At 74.2% G+C, this 17727-nt stretch carries 18 protein-coding genes and 1 pseudogene; 7 read left to right on the top strand and 12 right to left on the bottom strand.

All coding sequences use genetic code 11. From position 1 onward, the window contains the following. Positions 1–29: 29 nt before the first annotated feature. From AB0G63_RS05045 to AB0G63_RS05030, 4 genes are all read right to left on the bottom strand, one after another. Entirely contained in the window at positions 30–1844 is a 1815-nt protein-coding gene (locus tag AB0G63_RS05045; protein ID WP_360744385.1) for an HEXXH motif domain-containing protein, read from the bottom strand. 17 nt (positions 1845–1861) lie between these two features. After that, entirely contained in the window at positions 1862–2032 is a 171-nt protein-coding gene (locus tag AB0G63_RS05040) for a hypothetical protein (RefSeq protein ID WP_351894207.1), read from the bottom strand. 129 nt (positions 2033–2161) lie between these two features. After that, positions 2162–3262: a trypsin-like peptidase domain-containing protein gene (locus AB0G63_RS05035; protein ID WP_360744382.1), complete on the bottom strand. Its 1101-nt coding sequence runs from the start codon at positions 3260–3262 to the stop codon at positions 2162–2164. A 5-nt stretch (positions 3263–3267) separates the two neighbouring features. Then, positions 3268–3570, bottom strand: coding sequence for a trypco2 family protein (locus AB0G63_RS05030; RefSeq protein WP_360744379.1), 303 nt, complete (start codon positions 3568–3570; stop codon positions 3268–3270). Between the two features lie 197 nt (positions 3571–3767). Here AB0G63_RS05030 and AB0G63_RS05025 point away from each other — a divergent pair, with 197 nt between their 5' ends. Both AB0G63_RS05025 and AB0G63_RS05020 read left to right on the top strand, forming a co-directional pair. Continuing rightward, positions 3768–3968 carry a hypothetical protein gene (locus AB0G63_RS05025; protein ID WP_360744376.1) on the top strand — a complete coding sequence of 67 codons (201 nt, stop codon included), beginning with the start codon at positions 3768–3770 and terminating at the stop codon, positions 3966–3968. A gap of 8 nt (positions 3969–3976) precedes the next feature. Further along, on the top strand, positions 3977–5716 hold the full coding sequence (locus AB0G63_RS05020) for an HEXXH motif domain-containing protein (protein WP_360744373.1): 1740 nt from the start codon (positions 3977–3979) through the stop codon (positions 5714–5716). A 30-nt stretch (positions 5717–5746) separates the two neighbouring features. Here AB0G63_RS05020 and AB0G63_RS05015 read toward each other — a convergent pair whose 3' ends face one another. Beyond that, positions 5747–6226 (bottom strand): GNAT family N-acetyltransferase, encoded by a 480-nt coding sequence (locus AB0G63_RS05015; RefSeq protein WP_360744370.1) that lies wholly within the window; start codon positions 6224–6226, stop codon positions 5747–5749. Between the two features lie 9 nt (positions 6227–6235). Further along, entirely contained in the window at positions 6236–7135 is a 900-nt protein-coding gene (locus tag AB0G63_RS05010; protein WP_360744367.1) for an aminoglycoside phosphotransferase family protein, read from the bottom strand. Between the two features lie 141 nt (positions 7136–7276). Between AB0G63_RS05010 and AB0G63_RS05005 the strand changes: the two genes are divergently transcribed. Continuing rightward, complete coding sequence (locus tag AB0G63_RS05005) at positions 7277–7942, top strand: rhomboid-like protein (protein WP_360744364.1); 666 nt, start codon at positions 7277–7279, stop codon at positions 7940–7942. 9 nt (positions 7943–7951) lie between these two features. Next, positions 7952–9361 carry an FAD-dependent oxidoreductase gene (locus AB0G63_RS05000; RefSeq protein ID WP_360744361.1) on the top strand — a complete coding sequence of 470 codons (1410 nt, stop codon included), beginning with the start codon at positions 7952–7954 and terminating at the stop codon, positions 9359–9361. Positions 9362–9493: 132 nt separating this feature from the next. Here AB0G63_RS05000 and AB0G63_RS04995 read toward each other — a convergent pair whose 3' ends face one another. Further along, positions 9494–10978 carry an MFS transporter gene (locus AB0G63_RS04995; protein ID WP_360744358.1) on the bottom strand — a complete coding sequence of 495 codons (1485 nt, stop codon included), beginning with the start codon at positions 10976–10978 and terminating at the stop codon, positions 9494–9496. 89 nt (positions 10979–11067) lie between these two features. Further along, entirely contained in the window at positions 11068–12048 is a 981-nt protein-coding gene (locus tag AB0G63_RS04990) for a zinc-binding dehydrogenase (protein WP_360744355.1), read from the bottom strand. A gap of 233 nt (positions 12049–12281) precedes the next feature. On the opposite strand from AB0G63_RS04990, the gene AB0G63_RS04985 reads away from it, so the two are divergent. Beyond that, positions 12282–12968, top strand: a complete 687-nt coding sequence (locus AB0G63_RS04985; RefSeq protein ID WP_360744352.1) for a pentapeptide repeat-containing protein — start codon at positions 12282–12284, stop codon at positions 12966–12968. 15 nt (positions 12969–12983) lie between these two features. On the opposite strand, the gene AB0G63_RS04980 is transcribed toward AB0G63_RS04985, so the two are convergent. Then, the gene (locus AB0G63_RS04980; RefSeq protein ID WP_351894224.1) at positions 12984–13484 is read right to left on the bottom strand and encodes a hypothetical protein; all 501 of its coding nucleotides are present in this window, start codon (positions 13482–13484) and stop codon (positions 12984–12986) included. A gap of 7 nt (positions 13485–13491) precedes the next feature. On the opposite strand from AB0G63_RS04980, the gene AB0G63_RS04975 reads away from it, so the two are divergent. Continuing rightward, complete coding sequence (locus tag AB0G63_RS04975; RefSeq protein ID WP_360744509.1) at positions 13492–14976, top strand: M1 family metallopeptidase; 1485 nt, start codon at positions 13492–13494, stop codon at positions 14974–14976. Positions 14977–15012: 36 nt separating this feature from the next. On the opposite strand, the pseudogene AB0G63_RS04970 reads toward AB0G63_RS04975, so the two are convergent. The 3 genes and pseudogenes from AB0G63_RS04970 to AB0G63_RS04960 all read right to left on the bottom strand — a co-directional run. Then, a pseudogene (locus AB0G63_RS04970) lies at positions 15013–15377 on the bottom strand (M4 family metallopeptidase); the annotation flags it as partial. 189 nt (positions 15378–15566) lie between these two features. After that, positions 15567–16118, bottom strand: coding sequence for a GNAT family N-acetyltransferase (locus tag AB0G63_RS04965; protein WP_360744349.1), 552 nt, complete (start codon positions 16116–16118; stop codon positions 15567–15569). A 382-nt stretch (positions 16119–16500) separates the two neighbouring features. Continuing rightward, on the bottom strand, positions 16501–17076 hold the full coding sequence (locus AB0G63_RS04960; RefSeq protein ID WP_360744346.1) for a TerD family protein: 576 nt from the start codon (positions 17074–17076) through the stop codon (positions 16501–16503). 155 nt (positions 17077–17231) lie between these two features. Between AB0G63_RS04960 and arfB the strand changes: the two genes are divergently transcribed. Continuing rightward, a complete protein-coding gene (gene arfB / locus AB0G63_RS04955; protein ID WP_360744343.1) occupies positions 17232–17669 on the top strand; it encodes an alternative ribosome rescue aminoacyl-tRNA hydrolase ArfB in 438 nt (145 codons plus the stop codon). The last annotated feature ends 58 nt before the right edge of the window (positions 17670–17727 follow it).

Below are 17727 nucleotides of genomic sequence, written 5' to 3'. Positions count from 1 at the left end.
ATCCGAGCGCCCGGATTCCCGGCGGGCGGTCACGCGGGGGGCGATCCGAGCCAGGCGGCGAGCCGGACCGGGTCCGGTGCCGTGCCCGTCGTGCGCAGCAGGGCCTGGTGGACCGCCCGGGCCCGTTCCGGGTGACGCAGCAGCAGGCGGGCCGCCGCGGGTTCGGTCCCGCCCGTGGCGAGGGCGCCGGCCAGGCCCGCCCAGGCGCCGGGCCGCAGGGGGGCGTCGGCCAGCTGGGTCAGGTACGCCGTGCGGGCCCCGGCGGCGTCGCCGGCGGCCAGCAGGGCGTCGCCGACGAGCGCTCCGGTGACCCTGGCCGCGGCCTTCTCGGCTCCGTCGGCCGGGAGACGGTCGTCGTCGGCGCCGCTGAGGCGGTAGCGGACCAGCGTCGCCAGGCTGTCCAGCCAGCGGGCCGACGGATCGGGCACGATCTCGGCCTCGGCCGCCAGGGCGCCGGGAGGAGCGTCGGCTCCCTCCAGCCAGGCGCGCACGGCCGCGTCCACGGCCGGTGCGGGGGGCCGCAGGTGGTGGACCCGCCAGCGGGCGACGTGGTCGTCGGCGCACAGCCGGGCCAGGGCCGACTCCTGCCCGGGGACCGGCTGGGCCAGCCACTCGGCGCACCGGGCGTGCAGCGTCTCCAGCAGAGCCGAACCGACCCGCGTGAGCCGGGGATGGCGGCGGACCTGCTCCAGCGCCGTGGCCGTACGGCGGCGCCACAGCGCGAACTCGAAGTGCGCCATGGGGGTCTGCGTACGCGTGGCGGTGCGGTGCGCGCTCCAGAAGTCGGTGATGCCGGCGAACGCGTAGATGCCCTGCAGCAGTCCCGCGAGCGGCCGGGGGTCGTCCCGCCAGGGCGCGTACCACCACTCCGGTTCCTCGTCGGCGGCCGGCGTCAGCAGGGGTGTCAGGTGCAGCAGACCGCCGAGTTTGGTGTGCTGGAACTCGTGCTTGAGGGTGACGGCCAGCTGCACGGGGTCGTCCGGCTCCGACGCCTCGATGCCGCCGAAGGCGTCCCCGGATGTCACACTCCGTGGCCGAAACCTTTCCCTAGCCGCCGTCGGCGTGAGCGACAGCAGGCTTCGCCGCATGGCTCCGGCCGTCTCCGGCTGCTGAGCCAGCAGCACCTCCCAGGCCTGCTCCAGCAGCTGCCGCCAGTGCGCCACGGACTCCTCGGACAGGGGGCGGGGCTCGGTCGGCCGCGGATACGTCCGGTACGGGTCCACGTCGTCCAGCATGACGTCGAGCCGTCGGCCCGCCGGGCCCACCGCGATCCGGCGCAACGGATGCCACCCCGGCCCCGCCGACCCGGGCGGCAGCGGTACGGCGACGCGGGCGCCGCCCGCCTCGACCACGGCTCGCCCGGACCTGGCGGCCACGCTGCCCGTCGTCCAGGGCTCGGTCACCGGCAGGACCGCACAGCCGAGGGTCGGCAGCGGCACGCGCCCGTGCCGGACGGGCACCTCGAGGGTGAAGTCGAGCCCGGCCCGCAGCCCCGCCGCGGCCGCGAGGGCGGCGAAATGGCCCAGCAGCACCCACTGCGGCGGATCGTCGTCCGCCGTCACCTCGCGCAGTCCGCGCAGCGCGGTGGCCAGCCACATGCCCGTCTGCGGGTACATGAGCAGGTCGTCGACGACATCGGGCGCGTGCCGCTGAGCGCGGCTGAGCAGGTCCCAGGCGGGGCCCAGGTCCACGGTGTCGTCGAGCGCCCGTAACAGCAGCAGACGGCGGCTGCGTTCGGCGGCCAGCAGCAGGGTGAGAGTCTCCGGGCCGCCCTCGCCGCTGACCAGCTCGGCCAGGTTGCCGGGCGGCAGGCGATGATGCGGCAGCGCGGACTCAGCGCTCATGAGCGGCCCCGGCCCGGTCAGTCGAAACGTTCGGCGCCGCCGTCGATGCCTGCGACACTGGCGGTCTGGTGGTCGATTCCTGAAAGCAACTCCCGCAGCGACGCGGCGAGGACGTGGCTGTCGATGGAGCGCAGCGTTTCAAGAGATACCCCCGCGAGGTCGACCAGACTGGACTCGACGGCGGCCACAGACGGCTCCATGACGGCCAAACCCCTCTCCCCCGAAGTCGGTTGTGGCTGGGCTGCCCACATCCTCTAGATAGTGACCCATCGTGCGAGCGATGAAACCCCGGCCCCCGGCGGCTCCGCGATATCAGGTCAGCGGGCCGGGCCGGGGCGACGGTGGCGCCGGGACAACTCCGCCGCCTCCTGGTCCATGCGGGCCACCCCTGCGGAGTCACCCTCCATCAACCGTATCGCTTCCAGGAGTTGGTCCAGGGACCCCGGATAGCGCAGACAGGTTCTCAGGATGCCGAAGACGTCCGGGCGCAGGGAGGGCGAGCGGGGGCTCATGGCCGCGACCATCGGGTCGATGCTGTCCAGCAGCAGCGCCAGGGTGGTGGGGTTGCTCACCGCGGGCAGCGCGGTCAACGCGCCCACCAGGCCGTTCAGTTCGCGCAGCGGCAGGCCGTCGGGCAGGTGGGCCAGACCGGCCGGGGCGTCCGCCGGGCCGGGTTCGGCGGCGGGGCGCGCCAGGGCGGACGCCGACGCCGGCAGCCCGGCGTGCCGCTCCAGCACGGCCAGTTCGGCCGGGGTCAGCACGTCGTGGAGGCGGTCCACCCGCACCGCGGCCAGCCGGCCGAGCCCGTCGGCGCGGTGGTGGGCGGTGACCAGGCCGACGATCGTGCCGTCGTGCCAGACCGCGGCGCCGGACATGCCCTCCCAGGGCGACCGGTCCTTCTCCACGTCCGACGCGGGCGGCTCGACGACGAGTTCGAGGGTCCCCTCGCGCCGGTTGGACAGCACCGACGTCATCCCGGTGGCGTGGCAGGAGTCGCGGTACTGGGACGGCGAGCCGTCGTCCAGGACGCGCATCCGGTCCGCGCGGAGCTTGAAACGCGGGAAGCCCACCGCGCTGCACGGCAGGACGACGTCGGCGTCGGGGAGGGCGCCGTACACCGGCGGCGCGGTCGCCTCCGCGTGCACGCCCGGGGGCACCGGGCCGGTGATCCGCAGCAGGGCCACGTCGGCCTTCTCGCTGGCCAGCACCGCCTCGGCGGGCGCGGTCCACTCGTCGGCCCGGTCGGCCTCGAAGCGCACCCGGAGGGCCCCGGCGTCGTGGACCACGTGCGCGCAGGTGAGCACCCAGCGTTCCGCGACCCGGTAGCCGGAGCCGCGCCGTCCGGGGCCGGTCGCCGGCCGCACCAGCACCTCCGCCACCCGGACCGGGTCCAGGCCCCGGCGTCCGTCCCCCGGCACGGTGCTCAGCGCTCGCCCTCACCCTCGGCGCCCGACACCCACGGCGCCCGTCCGCCGGCGCTGCGGGTGTGCGGATCCAGGGTGAGCTTCACCCGGTGCGTGACACTGCCGGCCAGCCGCCCGTCCGCGCCGGCCTCCACCACCCACAGCCGGATCTTGCCGCCCGCCGTCGCCGACCGCTCCACCGCGACGGCCACCTCCAGCTCCACCGGGCCCACCTCGAAGTAGAGGTCCGCGCCGTCGGCGGCGGTCTTGGCCGTGGTCAGCTCCCGGCGTAACTCCTCGATCAGCTCAGCGAGTTCAATCACACACGCTTCCTTACCCGCTCGGTCGTTCGGTCACTCGATCCGGGCGGATTCCGCGTCCGCGACGCCAACCGGGCCGTACGGTGCGCGCGATGCACTAGGGTCACCACGAGGTCTGAAATAGCGCCCGAAACTTCACTGTACGGGTACAGGCCGGATATCTGACACATATTCACCAACACGGGCACAGGGACGGCGACATGGAGCAGCCAGCAGTCCAGTCGGAGCTGATCGACCTCGGCGACGTCCCGCTGCACGCCTGGCCGTCGCTGGACCTGCCGGACGCGGACGCCGAGGGCTCCATGCGGCGGCTGCTCAGCCGTATCGACGACCCGGCGAGCAGCCTCGGCGGGTACAACCCGCAGCGCGACGACGCCGACCCGCAGCGCGACGACGCCTAGGACCCGGCGTGTGGCAGACGGTCCGACCCCATGAGCTGACCCCGGAGGCGTTCGGCGACCTGCTGGCCGGCGCGGGCGACCCCGCCGCGGTCCAGGCGCTGCGCCGGGGCGAACGCAGCTGGCGGCTGCTCGTCGTACGGGCGCTGCTCGACGCGGCGCCGGAGGCGCCGGCCGGGCCGCTGGCGCCGCCCGCGGACGCCTGGCGGCTGCTGGCGCGGGCCGGCGCGGCGGCCGCGGAGAAGGTGGACGAACTGCTGCGCTACCCGCACGTGGGCGTGTGGGCGGCGCACACCCTGCGCCGGCTGCGCGGCAGCGCCGCCGACGACGCGCCCCTGTGGGTGCACCTCGGGCACCTGCACGCGATCGCCGCCGTGGCGGCGGTCCGGGCCGGGCTCGACTTCCGTACGGCCGTGCCGGTGCGGCACGGGTGGGCGGTGCTGCCCATGCTCGGCGCGATGCGGCTGCCCGGGGACCGGGAGCCGTGGAGCGTGGCGGAGGTGTCGGCCCGCGACGGGAACGTGCTGATCGGCGGGCGCCCGCCGGCCGGACCGCACTGGCACCCGCTGACCAGGCTGCGCGCCGACGGCTGCACGCTGCTGCTGGACGACACCGACCCCTACCGCACCCTGCGCGCACCGGCGCTGCCCGAGCCGGCCGGCCCGGCGGCGCGCTGGCAGGAGCTGTTCGACTCGGCCTGGACCGTGCTGTGCGACACCGACGACGGCGTGGCCCGGGCGCTGGCCGGGGGGCTGACGGCGGTGGTGCCCCGCCCGCGCGCCGAGCGGTTCCGCCCGCACAGCGCCTCCTCGGGCGACGCGTTCGGCACGGCGCTGGCGTCGGTGCCGGACGACGGCGAGCAGTTCGCCTCGACGCTGGTGCACGAGTTCCAGCACAACAAGCTCAGCGCGTTCATGCACCTGTTCACCCTGTACGACGACCCGGGCGGTCGGCTGTTCTACGCCCCGTGGCGGGACGACCCCCGGCCGCTGGGCGGGCTGCTGCAGGGCGTGTACGCGTTCTCCGGCGTCACCGGGTTCTGGCGGCGCCGTCCGCATCCGCTCGGACGGTTCGAGTTCGCGCTGTGGCGGGAGCAGACCGCGCACGCGCTGCACGCGATCGCCGCGGCCGACGGGCTCACCGGCCTCGGACGGCGGCTGGTGGCGGAACTGACGCGGCGGACGCGGCCCTGGCTCGCCGAACCGGTGGACGCGCGGACGCGTGCCGCCGCCGCGCTCGCGGTGGCGGACCACCGGGCGACCTGGCGGGCGTACCACCTGCGGCCCGACCCGCGGGCGGTGCGCGCCCACGCGGCGGCCTGGACCCGCGGCGGGCCGCTGCCCGCGGGCGCGGACGAGCCGGCGCTCGTGCCCGGCAGCCCGGGACGCGGCCTGGACACGCGGGCGGTGCTGCTGCGCTGGCTGCTGGCCGACCCGGCGGGCTTCGCGGACCTGCGCGACGATCCGGGCGCCACCGTGGCCGGCGCCCGCCCCGAGGACGTCGCCCTGGTCGAGGGCCGCACCGCGGAGGCGCTGCACACCCTGCGGGACCGCGTCCTGCGCGGCGCCGCCGACCCCGAGACCTGGGTGGGCCTGGGCCTGGCCGCCCGCGCCGAGGGCGACCCGGCCGGCGCCGGCCTGCTGTCCCGCCCGGAGCTGGCCATCGCCCTGCACGCCGAACTGGGCGGCGCCGCCGACCCGCTGGCGCTGGGGCGGGCGCTGGCGGCGGGCGCAGCGGTCCGGCCGTACTGACGTACTGACGTACTGATGCCGACGTACTGATCAGGTGGCGTCGGCCAGGCGGGTCAGGGGCTCGTCGGTGAGGCGGTACACCGTCCACTCGCTCTGCGGGCGGGCGCCGAGGGCCTCGTAGAAGGCGATGGACGGGGCGTTCCAGTTCAGGACGGACCACTCCAGGCGCTGGTAGCCGCGCTCCGCGCAGATGCGGGCCAGTTCGGTGAGGAGGGCCTTGCCGTGGCCGGCGCCGCGGGCGGCGGGGCGGACGTAGAGGTCCTCCAGATAGATGCCGTGGACGCCGCGCCAGGTGGAGAAGTTCAGGAACCACAGGGCGAAGCCCACCGGCTCGCCGGTGCTGTCGTCGGCCGCGATGTGGGCGTAGGCGGCCGGGCGCTCGCCGAACAGGGCCTCGCGCAGTTGCGCCTCGTCGGCCTTCGCCTCGTGCGCGGCCTTCTCGTACTCGGCGAGCTCACGGACCATGGCGTGGATGACGGGGACGTCGGCGGGTGTCGCGGTGCGGATCATGCCGCGAGGCTAACCCGTACGGCCGCGCAGGCGGCGGGCGATCTCGAGGTGGGCGGCGAGCGGGGCGCGGTCCTCCTCCAGCTGCCACACCGAGTTCTGCAGCACCCGGCCCAGCGTCCAGGCGCGTGCCCGGTCCCGGTCCAGTCCGAGGACGTCCGCCATGGCGTCGAAGCGCCAGCCGACCTCGTCGGCGTCGAAGCGGTTCCACAGGGCCGGGAGGAGCTCGAAGCCGGGATCGCCCGCGAGCGGCTTGGGGTCGATGGCGAGCCAGGGCGCGCGGTCGGCGGCGAGGACGTTGTCGAAGTGCAGGTCCCAGTGCAGCAGCCGGTCGCCGGGGTCGGCGGCGACCTCGCGCACCGCCGCCGCGCAGTCCGCGAGCAGCCGCCGCGCGCCGGGGTCGGGGAGGCGGGGCAGCGCCGCCGCGGCCCGCTCGGTGAGCCGCGGCGCGATGTCGCCGAGGCGCCGCAGCCCCGCCGGGGCCGGTACGGACGTCAGCCGGGCCAGCAGCCGGGCGACGACCAGCGTCGCCTCGCGGGAGTCCGGCAGGCCGGCCGCCGGCCGCTCCGCACGGAGCCGTTCCAGCAGCAGCGTGCCCGACGCCGGTTCGGCGGCCAGCAGCCGGACGGCGCCGTCACCGTCCCAGGTCCGCAGCGCGACCGGCTCGCCCGCGGTCTCCTCGTCGACGTCCTGGAGCTTGAGGGCGGCCCGCGTCCCGTCGGCGCGGAGCACGGGCAGCACCAGCGCCCACCGGCCGCACCACGACGGCCCGTCCGGCCGCAGCTCCCAGCGGTCGAGGAACCGCGCGGCCCGTTCGGGCAGCCCCGCGACGAAGGCCCGCCCGGCCTCGCCGCCGAACCGCTCGTGCCGGTCGATCAGCTCCCGCGGAATGTCGATCGGAAGGTCGATCACGTCCGGGACGGTACCGCGCGGCCGACCCGTCCGTCGGCCGGCCGGTGCGAGCGGGGTGAGCGGTGCCGGCGATGCGAGCGAGGACCCGGGCGGCCGGTCACTCCCGCGCCGATCGCCCCGGGCACCCCGATAATTGCGGGTGTGAAGCGCCGCAGGCGGAGCGACCGGGGTCCGAACAGGGCGTGGGCGTACGTCCGCGGCGCCCCCGGCACCTATGTGTGGCTGGCCGTCCTGTTCGTCACCACCGTGGCGCTGCACCACATGTCGCCGCATTTCGAGCACGAGTTCCTGCGGCGGCATTCCACGAACCTCCACGAGCTGTCCGAGAACCCCGTGCGGGTGCTGTTCGCCAGCGCGATGTGGATCGACGGCGGGCACTGGCTGCCGTACGCCGTGCTCTACACCGTCTTCCACGCGCAGGCCGAACGATGGCTGGGGACGGCGCGCTGGCTGCTGGTGTGCGCGGCGTCGCACGTCCTGGCGACGCTCGTCAGCGAGGGCGTCCTGCTGCTGGCGATACGCGACGGGGTCGCCCCCCGGTCGGCGGCCGACACCCTCGACATCGGCGTCAGTTACGCGCTGGCGGGTGTGATAGCCGTCCTGGCCTACCGGATCGCGGTGCCCTGGCGCTACGTGTACCTGGCGGCCGTCGCCGCCGTCTACGGCCTTCCGCTCGCCTTCGCGCCCACCTTCACCGATCTCGGGCACGCCGTGGCGGTCCTCGTCGGGCTCGGGTGCCGTCCGCTGTCCACAGGCCGTGGAAAAGCATGGAATCCGAAGGAGACACCGGCCACGATCAGGGATTAACGTCCCGCCATGAGCAGCTCGGCAAGCAGTGGTGCCGTCAACGGCGGCATCTCCTTCTGGTACGCGGACGACGGCCTCCCGACGGCACGGGCGCCACTGCCCGGCGACACGACGGCGGACGTGGTGATCGTGGGCGGCGGATACACGGGCCTGTGGACGGCGTACTACCTGAAGAAGGCCGCCCCCTCCCTGCGGGTCGTCGTCCTGGAGCAGCAGTTCTGCGGCTACGGCGCCTCCGGCCGCAACGGCGGCTGGCTCTACAACGGCATCGCGGGCCGCGACCGGTACGCGAGGCTGCACGGCCACGAGGCCGCCGTGCGGCTGCAGAAGGCCATGAACGACACCGTCGACGAGGTCGTCAGGGCCGCGGCGGAGGAGGGGATCGAGGCGGACGTCCACAAGGGCGGAGTCCTCGAGGTAGCCACCTCACCGGCCCAGGCGGCACGCCTGAGGGCCTTCCACGAGCACGAGCTGTCGTACGGCGAGAAGGACCGCGAGCTGTACGGCGCCGAGGAGACCGCCGAGCGGATCAGGGTCGCCGGCGCGGTCGGCTCCTCCTGGACCCCGCACGGGGCGCGCCTGCATCCCGCGAAACTGGTCAAGGGGCTCGCGGCCGCCGTCGAGGCGCTCGGGGTGACCGTCCACGAGTCGACGCCCGTGACGGAGATCCGGCCGAGGCTCGCGGTGACGCCGTACGGGACCGTGCGGGCGCCGTACGTCCTGCGCTGCACGGAGGGCTTCACCGCGAGCCTGAAGGGCCACCGGCGCACCTGGCTGCCCATGAACTCTTCCATGATCGCCACCGAGCCGCTGACGGCGGAGCAGTGGGAGTCGGTGGGCTGGGAGGGCCGCGAGACGCTGGGCGACATGGCGCACGCCTACATGTACGCCCAGCGCACCGCCGACGGGCGGATCGCGCTCGGCGGACGCGGGGTGCCGTACCGCTTCGGGTCGCGGACCGACAACGACGGCCGGACGCAGGAGGCGACGGTCGAGGCGCTGCGCGAGATCCTCGTCCGCTTCTTCCCGGCGCTGGCCGGGGTGGCGGTCGCGCACGCCTGGTCGGGCGTCCTCGGGGTGCCGCGCGACTGGTGCGCCACGGTCACCCTGGACCGTTCGACGGGGCTCGGCTGGGCGGGGGGTTACGTCGGCTCCGGCGTGGCCACGGCCAACCTCGCCGCCCGCACCCTGCGCGACCTGGTGCGGCTCGACTCCGGCCAGGGCGGCCGCACCGAGCTGACCGGGCTGCCGTGGGTCGGGCACCGGGTCCGCAAGTGGGAGCCGGAGCCGCTGCGCTGGCTGGGCGTGCACGGCATGTACGCCACCTACCGCGCCGCGGACCGCCGGGAGAGCACGACGCACAGCCCCGAGTCCTCCCGGCTGGCCCGCCTGGCCGACCGAGTGGCAGGCCGCCACTGACAGCGCCGGGCTCCATGGCCGCTCCGGCCGGCCGCGCCCCGTAGTCGTAGGGGCGCGGGGAACTGCGCGCTCAGCCACGACGCTGCGCCGGACGGCCGAAGGCCCAGGGACAGCGCGGCACCCGGCGGAGCATCAGCGCGCGGCCTCCGCCTCCGCCACGGGCTCCTCAGCCGCCCCGTGTCGGGGCGCCCGGAGCGTCACCATCAGGCCCGCGACCAGGCCGGCGAGCAGCATGATGCCGGCCCCCCACCCGATGGCGACGCTGTAGCCGTGCACGACGCCTTCCTGGGTGACCAGGGCCTTCTGGGCGGGGTCGTGGAGGTGGGCGGCGACATAGGCGGTGCCGCTGCTGGTGGCGATCGTGTTGAGCAGCGCGGTGCCGATCGAACCGCCCACCTGCTGGGCGGTGTTGACGGTCGCCGAGGTCACGCCCGCGTCCTGCGGGGCGATGCCCGCGGTGGCGGTGGAGAAGACCGGCATGAAGGTCAGACCCATGCCGACGCCCATCAGCAGCAGCGCGGGCAGGATCTCGGTGGTGTACGAGGAGTGCACCGTCATCCGCGTCAGCAGCAGCATGCCCCCCGCGGCCAGCACCATGCCGGGGACCAGGAGCGCGCGCGGGGCGACGTGCGGCAGCAGCCGGGCCGCGATCTGCGTGGAGCCGACGACGATCGCCGCGGTCAGCGGCAGGAAGGCGAGCCCCGTCCGCACCGGCGAGTAGCCGAGGACGTCCTGCAGGTAGTAGGTCATGAACAGGAACAGGCCGAACATGCCGATCACGGCGAGCGCCATGGTCAGGAAGCAGCCCGCGCGGTTGCGCTCGCGCACGATGTGCAGCGGCAGCAGCGGTACCGGCGCCCTGGTCTGCCACCACACGAACGCCGCCAGCAGCACGACGCCCCCCGCGAGCAGCGCCAGCACCAGCGGGTCGGTCCAGCCCCGCGGCTGGGCCTCGCTGAAGCCGTAGACGATCGCCACCAGCCCGCCGCAGCCCAGCAGCACGCCCGGCACGTCCAGGCGGACGCCCGCGTGGCCGGGCCGGTCGTGGAGCAGGGCGAAGGCGCCGAAGACGGCGACGACCGCGATGGGGACGTTGACGTACAGGCACCAGCGCCAGTTCAGGTACTCGGTGAGCAGCCCGCCGACGATGAAGCCTATGGCCGAGCCGCTGCCGGCGAGGGCGCCGTAGATACCGAAGGCCTTCCCGCGTTCCTTGGGGTCGGTGAACGTCGTGGTCAGCAGGGACAGCGCGGACGGCGCCAGGACGGCGGCGAACACGCCCTGCAGGGCGCGGGCGCCGAACAGCATGCCCTGGCCGGTGGCGGCCCCGCCGAGCGCGGAGGCGGCGGCGAAGCCGACCAGCCCGAAGACGAACGTGCGCTTGCGGCCCACCAGGTCGGCGATCCGGCCGCCGAGCAGCAGCAGCCCGCCGAAGGCCAGCGTGTAGGCGGTGATCACCCACTGGCGGTTGCCGTCGGACATGTTCAGGTCGTGCTGGGCGGAGGGCAGCGCGATGTTCACGATGGTCGCGTCGAGGACGACCATCAGCTGCGCGAGCGCGATGACGACCAGGCCCCACCAGCGCCGGGGATCGGCGGCCGCGGGAGGGGCGTCCACGCGGGCGGACTCGCCTGTTCGGGGTGCACTCACCCGGCCAGAAGACCACGGATCGGTACCCGTTGCATCCGCAGGGGACTTGTGACCGCTCACGGTTCCAGCACCACCTTTCCTGTCGTCCGGCGCGTCTGGAGCGCCCGGTGCGCGGCCGCCGCCTCGCCGAGCGGGAAGCGCTGCACGGCCGGGACCAGCCGTCCGGCCGCCGCCTCGGTGAGGGCGCGCAGCTCCAGCGTGCGCATGGGGTCCGGTCCGCCGGCCCTGCGCATCATCACGGGGCCCAGGACCTGTTCGGAGACGCCGTCGACGAGGTGCGGCCGACCGTCGCGGATCCCCTCGGCCGACCAGCCGAAGACGAGGTGCCTGCCGCCGGGCCCGAGCAGGGCGACGCACGCGCGGGCCACCTCACCGCCCACCCCGTCGAGGACGAGGGTGGCGTGCCGTCCGCCCAGGTGGGCGCGGACCTTCTCCGCCCACCCCGGGTCCGTGTAGTCGACGGCGAGATCCGCCCCGCCGGCCCGCACCCGCGCGGCCTTCTCCGCCCCGCCGGCCAGGCCCACCACGTGGGCGCCGGCGTTCTTCGCGTACTGCACGAGCAGGCCGCCGACGCCGCCCGCGGCCGCCGGTATCACGACCACCGCGTCCGGGCCGAACTCGGCGAACTGCACGATCCCCATCACCGTGCGGCCCGTGCCGATCATGGCGACGGCCTGCGCGAAGTCCAGGTTCGCGGGGATCTCGTGCACCCGGTCGACGTCGGTGACGGCCAGCTCGGCGTACCCGCCGGGCGCGAAGCAGAGATGGGCGGTCACCCGTCTGCCCATCCACAGGCGGGCCACCCCCTCGCCCAGCGACTCGACGACGCCGGCCACCTCGCGGCCCGGCACGGTGGGCAGCCGCACCGGCTCGGGCAGCGGGCCCCGCGCGCCCTCGCGCAGGGCGGTGTCGAGCAGATGCACCCCCGCCGCCCTGACGGCGACGCGGACCTGGCCCGGGCCCGGCAGGGGGTCGTCGACCTCCTCCAGGCGCAGGTTCTCGGGCGGCCCGAAGGCGTGAAGGCGGATGGCGCGCATGCGGTGCTCCTCGTCAACCACGGCTGTCGACCGAACGCTTCCTGCCGGACAAGCTCACTCTTCAACCTCAGGCTCGCTTGAGGTCAAGCGTCCGCCGGCCCCGCCGGAGCTGTTGCCGGATCGCTCGTCCGAGGACGTGTCCGGGGATACGACGCACCGCGCGCCCGGAATGTGACATGCGCCGTTCTCGCCGGTCAGGGCGATTGTCAGTGGCGGGGTGCAGCATGGGGGGCATGGTGAGGACCAGGGCCGGCGCGACCGGTGGGAGCACAGTGAAGGGCGCGCGCCGGCCGGAGCTGCGGCTGCCGCCGCTGCGGCCGTACGACGACGGCGGGCTGGAGCCGGACGGGGACTACGACGGGCTGGAGTTCGGCCGGGCCGACCTCGCCGGGCAGGACGGCGGGGGCGCCCGCTTCCTGGACTGCGCGCTGACGGGGTGCGCGCTGGACGGGACGCGGCTGCGCCACGCCCGCCTGCTCGACTCGGTGCTGACGGCGCCGAGAGGGGTCGGCACGGACCTCGCCGAGGCCACCCTGCGCGACGTCGAGCTGATCGACGCCCGGCTGGGCGGCACCCAGCTGCACGGCGCCGTGCTGGAGCGGGTCGTGGTCCGCGGCGGCAAGATCGACTACCTGAACCTGCGCGGCGCGAAGCTCAAGGACGTCGTCTTCGAGGGCTGCGTCCTGGTGGAACCGGACCTCTACGGCGCCCGCCTGGAGCGGGTGGAGTTCGTCGACTGCGTGCTGAAGGAGGCCGACCTGACCGCGGCGGTGCTGAAGGACGTGGACCTCAGAGCGGCCGCCGCGGTCGGCATCGCCCGGGGCGTGGACCGCCTGGCGGGCGCGGTGATCAGCCCGGCCCAGCTGCTGGACCTGGCGCCGGTGCTGGCGGCCCAGCTGGGCATCCGGGTGGAGGCCTGAGAGCCGGTCCAGGGCTCACGGCACCCGGGGGAAGCGTGCCTGGAGCGTCCAGACGGCCGGGTTCTCGCCGAGGTCCTCGTGCAGGTCCACCAGGTCGGCGATCAGGTCGTGCAGGAAGTCGCGTGCCTCGCGGCGCAGTTCGGCGTGGGAGAAGGTGAGCGGGGGCTCCTCCGCCGGCATCCAGTCGGCCTCCACGTCCACCCAGCCGAAGCGGCGCTCGAAGAGCATGCGGTCCGTGGACTCGGTGAAGTCCAGCTCGGCGTGCTGGGGGCGGGCGGCGCGGGAGCCCGCCGGGTCGCGGTCCAGCCGTTCCACGATGTCGCACAGCGCCCACGCGAAGTCGAGCACCGGCACCCATCCCCAGGCTGTGGACAGTTCCCGGTCCGACTTGGTGTCGGCGAGATAGACGTCACCGCAGAACAGGTCGTGGCGCAGGGTGTGGACGTCCACGCGCCGGTAGTCCGTCTGCGGCGGATCCGGGAAGCGGTTGGAGAGGGCGTAGCCGATGTCGAGCACGTACGAGATGGTGTCACGGCCCCCTAGGATCACTGACGTGTCCCGGTCTGCACCGCTCGCCCCGATTACCACGACTGCCCCTTCTGTCCATGCCGTCCATGCCGTCCATGCCGTCCATGCCGTCCCCGCCGTCTGCCTCGCCCTCGTGCTGACCGCGTGCGGCGGCGGCGTGCACGGCGCCCCGGGCGGCTCCGGCGTCCACGACCCGTACTACCCGAAGGCGGGCAACGGCGGGTACGACGTCACCCACTACGCCCTCGACCTCGCCTACGAGCCCGGCCCGCGCCCCCGCCTGACCGGCACCGCCACCCTCACCGCCCGCGCCGCGCGGGACCTGTCCGCGTTCGACCTCGACCTGAAGGGACTGGACGTCCACGGCGTCACCGTCGAAGGCCGTCCCGCCCGCTTCAGCCGGGCCGGGCAGGAACTCACCGTCCGTCCCCACGACGGACTCGACGCCCACCACACCTTCCGCGTCACCGTCCGCTACTCCGGCGCCCCCGAGACCCTCACCGACCCCGACGGCACCCGGGAGGGCTGGCTGCCCACCGCCGACGGCGCCCTCGCGCTCGGCGAGCCGACCGGCTCCATGACCTGGTTCCCCGGCGACCACCACCCCTCCGACAAGGCGACCTACGACCTCGCCGTCACCGTGCCGAAGGGCCTGCGGGCCGTGTCCAACGGGGAGCTGACGGGCGAGACCACCCGCGGCGGCCGGACGAGGTTCACCTGGCACACCGCCGAGCCCATGGCGAGCTACGTCGCCACCCTCGCCGTAGGCCGCTACGCCGTCCGCCGCTCCACCACCCGCGACGGCCTGCCGGTGTACGTCGCCGTCGACCCGGCCGAGGCGGCGGCGAGCCGCCCGGTGCTCGCGCGCATCCCCGAGATCATGGCCTGGGCGCAGGACGCCTTCGGCCGGTACCCGTTCTCCTCCACCGGCGCGATCGTCGACGCCGCGCCCGACGTCGGCTACGCCCTGGAGACCCAGAACCGGCCGGTCTTCCCCCAGGCCCCGGACGTCGGGACCCTCGTCCACGAACTCGCCCACCAGTGGTTCGGCGACTCCGTCACCCCGAGGACCTGGCGGGACATGTGGCTCAACGAGGGCTTCGCGACCTACGCCGAATGGCTGTGGGACGAGGACCACGGCGGCCCGAGCGCCCAGCGGACCTTCGACGCGCTGTACGCCCACGGCGAGGACGAGTACCCCGGCCTGTGGGACTTCCCGCCCGCCGAGCCGGGCGACGCCGCGCACCTGTCCGGCACGCCCGTCTACCAGCGCGGCGCGATGGTCCTGCACGAGATCCGCCGGACCGTCGGCGACACCGCCTTCCGCGCCCTGCTGAGGGGCTGGGCCGCCGCCCACCGCCACGGCAACGCGGACACCGCCGACTTCACGGCGTACGTGGAGAGGACCGCGCCGCGGAAGGACTTCACCCGCGTCTGGGACGACTGGCTGTACGGACAGGGCAGGCCGGACCGCCCGTGACGGACGGCCCGGCACCGAACTCCTCTGATCTGGAGGCTAGTTGACGTTGACCGCCGTCCAGGTCGCCGCCACCGTCCGGTACTCCGCGCTGCCCGCGCCGTACAGGTCGCTCGCCGCCTGGAGGGTGGCGACCCGCGCCCCCGCGTAGTCGTCGGTCGAGGAGGTGAAGTACGTCGTCAGGGCCTTGTACCAGATCTGCTCGGCCTTGGCCCGGCCGATGCCGGCGAGCGGGCGCCTTTGCAGGTGGGGGAGTTGTAGGACACTCCGTTGACGGTCTTCGCGCCGCTGCCCTCGGACAGCAGGTAGAAGAAGTGGTTCGCCACGCCGGACGAGTAGTGCACGTCGAGCCGGGCGACCGTGCGGGACCAGTAGCCGGCGGAGGAGCCGTCCTTGCTGGGCTTGTGCCCTCGTGGTGGGGGCACGGAGGGACACGGCTGGGGCACAGCGTTGCGGCGAGCGAGGAGAGAGTGACATCCCGACCGGCCTTTTGACAGAGCGCCATCAAGGGCGGACGGTGTCTCCGGAACTCGGGGGAGTGCGGCGGAGGTTCACCGGCGGTCAGGACCTCCGGCGGCTCCCCGGGGAGCGGCTCACGCGGGCGGGGCGGACAGCTCCTTGCGCAACACCGCGCACGGCCGGCCGAGTTGCCGGTCCTCGCGGTGGTCGATCACCTCGTAGCCCAGGGAGGTCCAGAAGGCGAAGGCCCTGAGGTTGTCCTCCAGCACGGCCAGTCGTACGGCGTCCCGGCCCGCCGCGCGGAAGCCGTCCTCGACGCTCCGCGCGATCCGCCGCCCGAACCCCTGCCCGTGCACGTCCGCGTCCACCATCAGCAGACCGATCCACGGGTCCGGGTCGGCCGGGTCCGGATGGCGGGCGAGCGTGATCACGATGCCGACCACCCGCCCGCCGCTGCGGGCCAGCAGTACCTCGACGTCCGGATGCGCCAGTTCGTCGGCCAGCGCGGCCGCCACCTGCTCCGGACGGATGTCGTCCGGGTCGGGGAAATCGCCGCTGAGGGCGTGGAACTCCCGGTTGGAGGCGTAGAGACGGGTCAGCTCGGTCAGCAGCTCACCGGGAAGGGCGCCGTCGGCGGGCGACAGCCGCTCGAGGAAGATGCCGTGAACCGGCGGCCCGCCGGTCACTGCTCGCGCTCCACCCGCAGGGCCCGGAAGAGGCGGGAGGCGCCTCGCCGCGCGTCGCCCGGTGCGATGGTCATGGCGCTCGCTCCTCGTGTCTGCCGGGGCCGGTGTGGTCACCCTCACTCATGCTAGGCGGCCCGCTCAGGACCGCCCTGGAGCGGGTGCCCGGACCGCCTGGACGGCGTTCGTCGCGCGGACGCGGACGCGAACGGGGACGGGGACGGGGACGAGGACGGGGATGCGGCGCAGGTGCGGGTGCGGGGCGAGGGCCTGGGCGAGGGACGGCGGCCGACGCCGAGGCCCCCGGCCGTTTGGCCGGGGGCCTCGCTCAGCGCTCTGTGCGGCAGATGGCCGTCGGACGTGCGTCGGACGCGTCGGACGTGCGTCAGACGTTGACGCCGAAGTCCTGGGCGATGCCCACCAGGCCGGAGGCGTAGCCCTGGCCGACCGCGCGGAACTTCCACTCCGCACCGTTGCGGTACAGCTCGCCGAAGACCATCGCCGTCTCCGTGGCCGCGTCCTCCGACAGGTCGTAGCGGGCGATCTCGGCGCCGCCGGCCTGGTTGACGATGCGGATGTAGGCGTTGCGGACCTGGCCGAAGTTCTGCGAGCGGTTCTCGGCGTCGTAGATGGAGACCGGGAAGACGATCTTGTCGATGTCGGCCGGGAGACCGGCGAGGTTGACGTTGATCGCCTCGTCGTCGCCCGCGCCCTCGCCGGTGCGGTTGTCACCGGTGTGGACGATCGTGTTGTCCGGCGTCTGCTTGTTGTTGAAGAAGACGAAGTGGGCCTCGGAGTAGACCTTGCCCTGCGCGTTGACCGCGATCGCGGACGCGTCGAGGTCGAAGTCGGTACCGGTGGTGGTACGGACGTCCCAGCCAAGACCCACGGTGACGGCGGTCAGGCCCGGAGCCTCCTTGGTGAGCGAGACGTTGCCACCCTTGGACAGGCTTACAGCCATGGTTCGGGAGTCCCTTCCCTCGTTGCGTACGCGGTGCGTATCGAAAGCTACAGCTACCCCTGATGAACGCCGAGAGAGGTTCGTATGGTTCCGGATCTCTTTACCTCTTTTACCAGCCGAAAAATAGGTGACGTGGACCGGACAGAGCCGGGAACATGGAGCCCATGTCCGGTCCCTACCTGATCCGCGGCTCCGTCTCGCTCCCCGAGGCCGAGCTCATGTGGCGTTTCTCGCGCTCCTCGGGACCCGGCGGACAGCACGTCAACACCAGCGACACCCAGGTGGAACTGCGCTTCGACCTCGCCGCGACCGAGGCGCTGCCCGAGGTGTGGAAGCAGCGGGCGCTGGAGCGGCTGGCCGGGCGGCTGGTCGACGGCGTCGTCACCGTAAGCGCCTCCGAGCACCGCTCTCAGTGGCGCAATCGCGAGACCGCCGCCGTCCGTCTCGCCGCCCTGCTCGCCGAGGCCACCGCACCGCCGCCGAAGCCGCGCCGGCCGACCCGGATTCCCCGCGGGATCAACGAGCGCCGGCTGCGGGAGAAGAAGCAGCGCTCGGACACCAAGCGCGGACGCTCCGGCCGCGACTGGACGTGAACCGCACGGACGTGAACCGCACGGACGTGAACCGCGCCGGACGTGAACCGCGCCGGAC

Source organism: Streptomyces sp. NPDC020996 (assembly GCF_040641355.1).
GTDB lineage: Bacteria > Actinomycetota > Actinomycetes > Streptomycetales > Streptomycetaceae > Streptomyces.
This window is presented reverse-complemented; position numbering and strand designations above follow the sequence as displayed.

Bases quoted from the DNA above. Each gene is read 5' to 3' on its own strand.
- AB0G63_RS05045 (WP_360744385.1), bottom strand. From the start codon at position 1,844: ATGAGCGCTGAGTCCGCGCTGCCGCATCATCGCCTGCCGCCCGGCAAC.
- AB0G63_RS05025 (WP_360744376.1), top strand. From the start codon at position 3,768: ATGGAGCAGCCAGCAGTCCAGTCGGAGCTGATCGACCTCGGCGACGTC.
- AB0G63_RS05015 (WP_360744370.1), bottom strand. From the start codon at position 6,226: ATGATCCGCACCGCGACACCCGCCGACGTCCCCGTCATCCACGCCATG.
- AB0G63_RS05000 (WP_360744361.1), top strand. From the start codon at position 7,952: ATGAGCAGCTCGGCAAGCAGTGGTGCCGTCAACGGCGGCATCTCCTTC.
- AB0G63_RS04990 (WP_360744355.1), bottom strand. From the start codon at position 12,048: ATGCGCGCCATCCGCCTTCACGCCTTCGGGCCGCCCGAGAACCTGCGC.
- AB0G63_RS04985 (WP_360744352.1), top strand. From the start codon at position 12,282: ATGGTGAGGACCAGGGCCGGCGCGACCGGTGGGAGCACAGTGAAGGGC.
- AB0G63_RS04975 (WP_360744509.1), top strand. From the start codon at position 13,492: ATGGTGTCACGGCCCCCTAGGATCACTGACGTGTCCCGGTCTGCACCG.
- AB0G63_RS04960 (WP_360744346.1), bottom strand. From the start codon at position 17,076: ATGGCTGTAAGCCTGTCCAAGGGTGGCAACGTCTCGCTCACCAAGGAG.
- arfB (WP_360744343.1), top strand. From the start codon at position 17,232: ATGGAGCCCATGTCCGGTCCCTACCTGATCCGCGGCTCCGTCTCGCTC.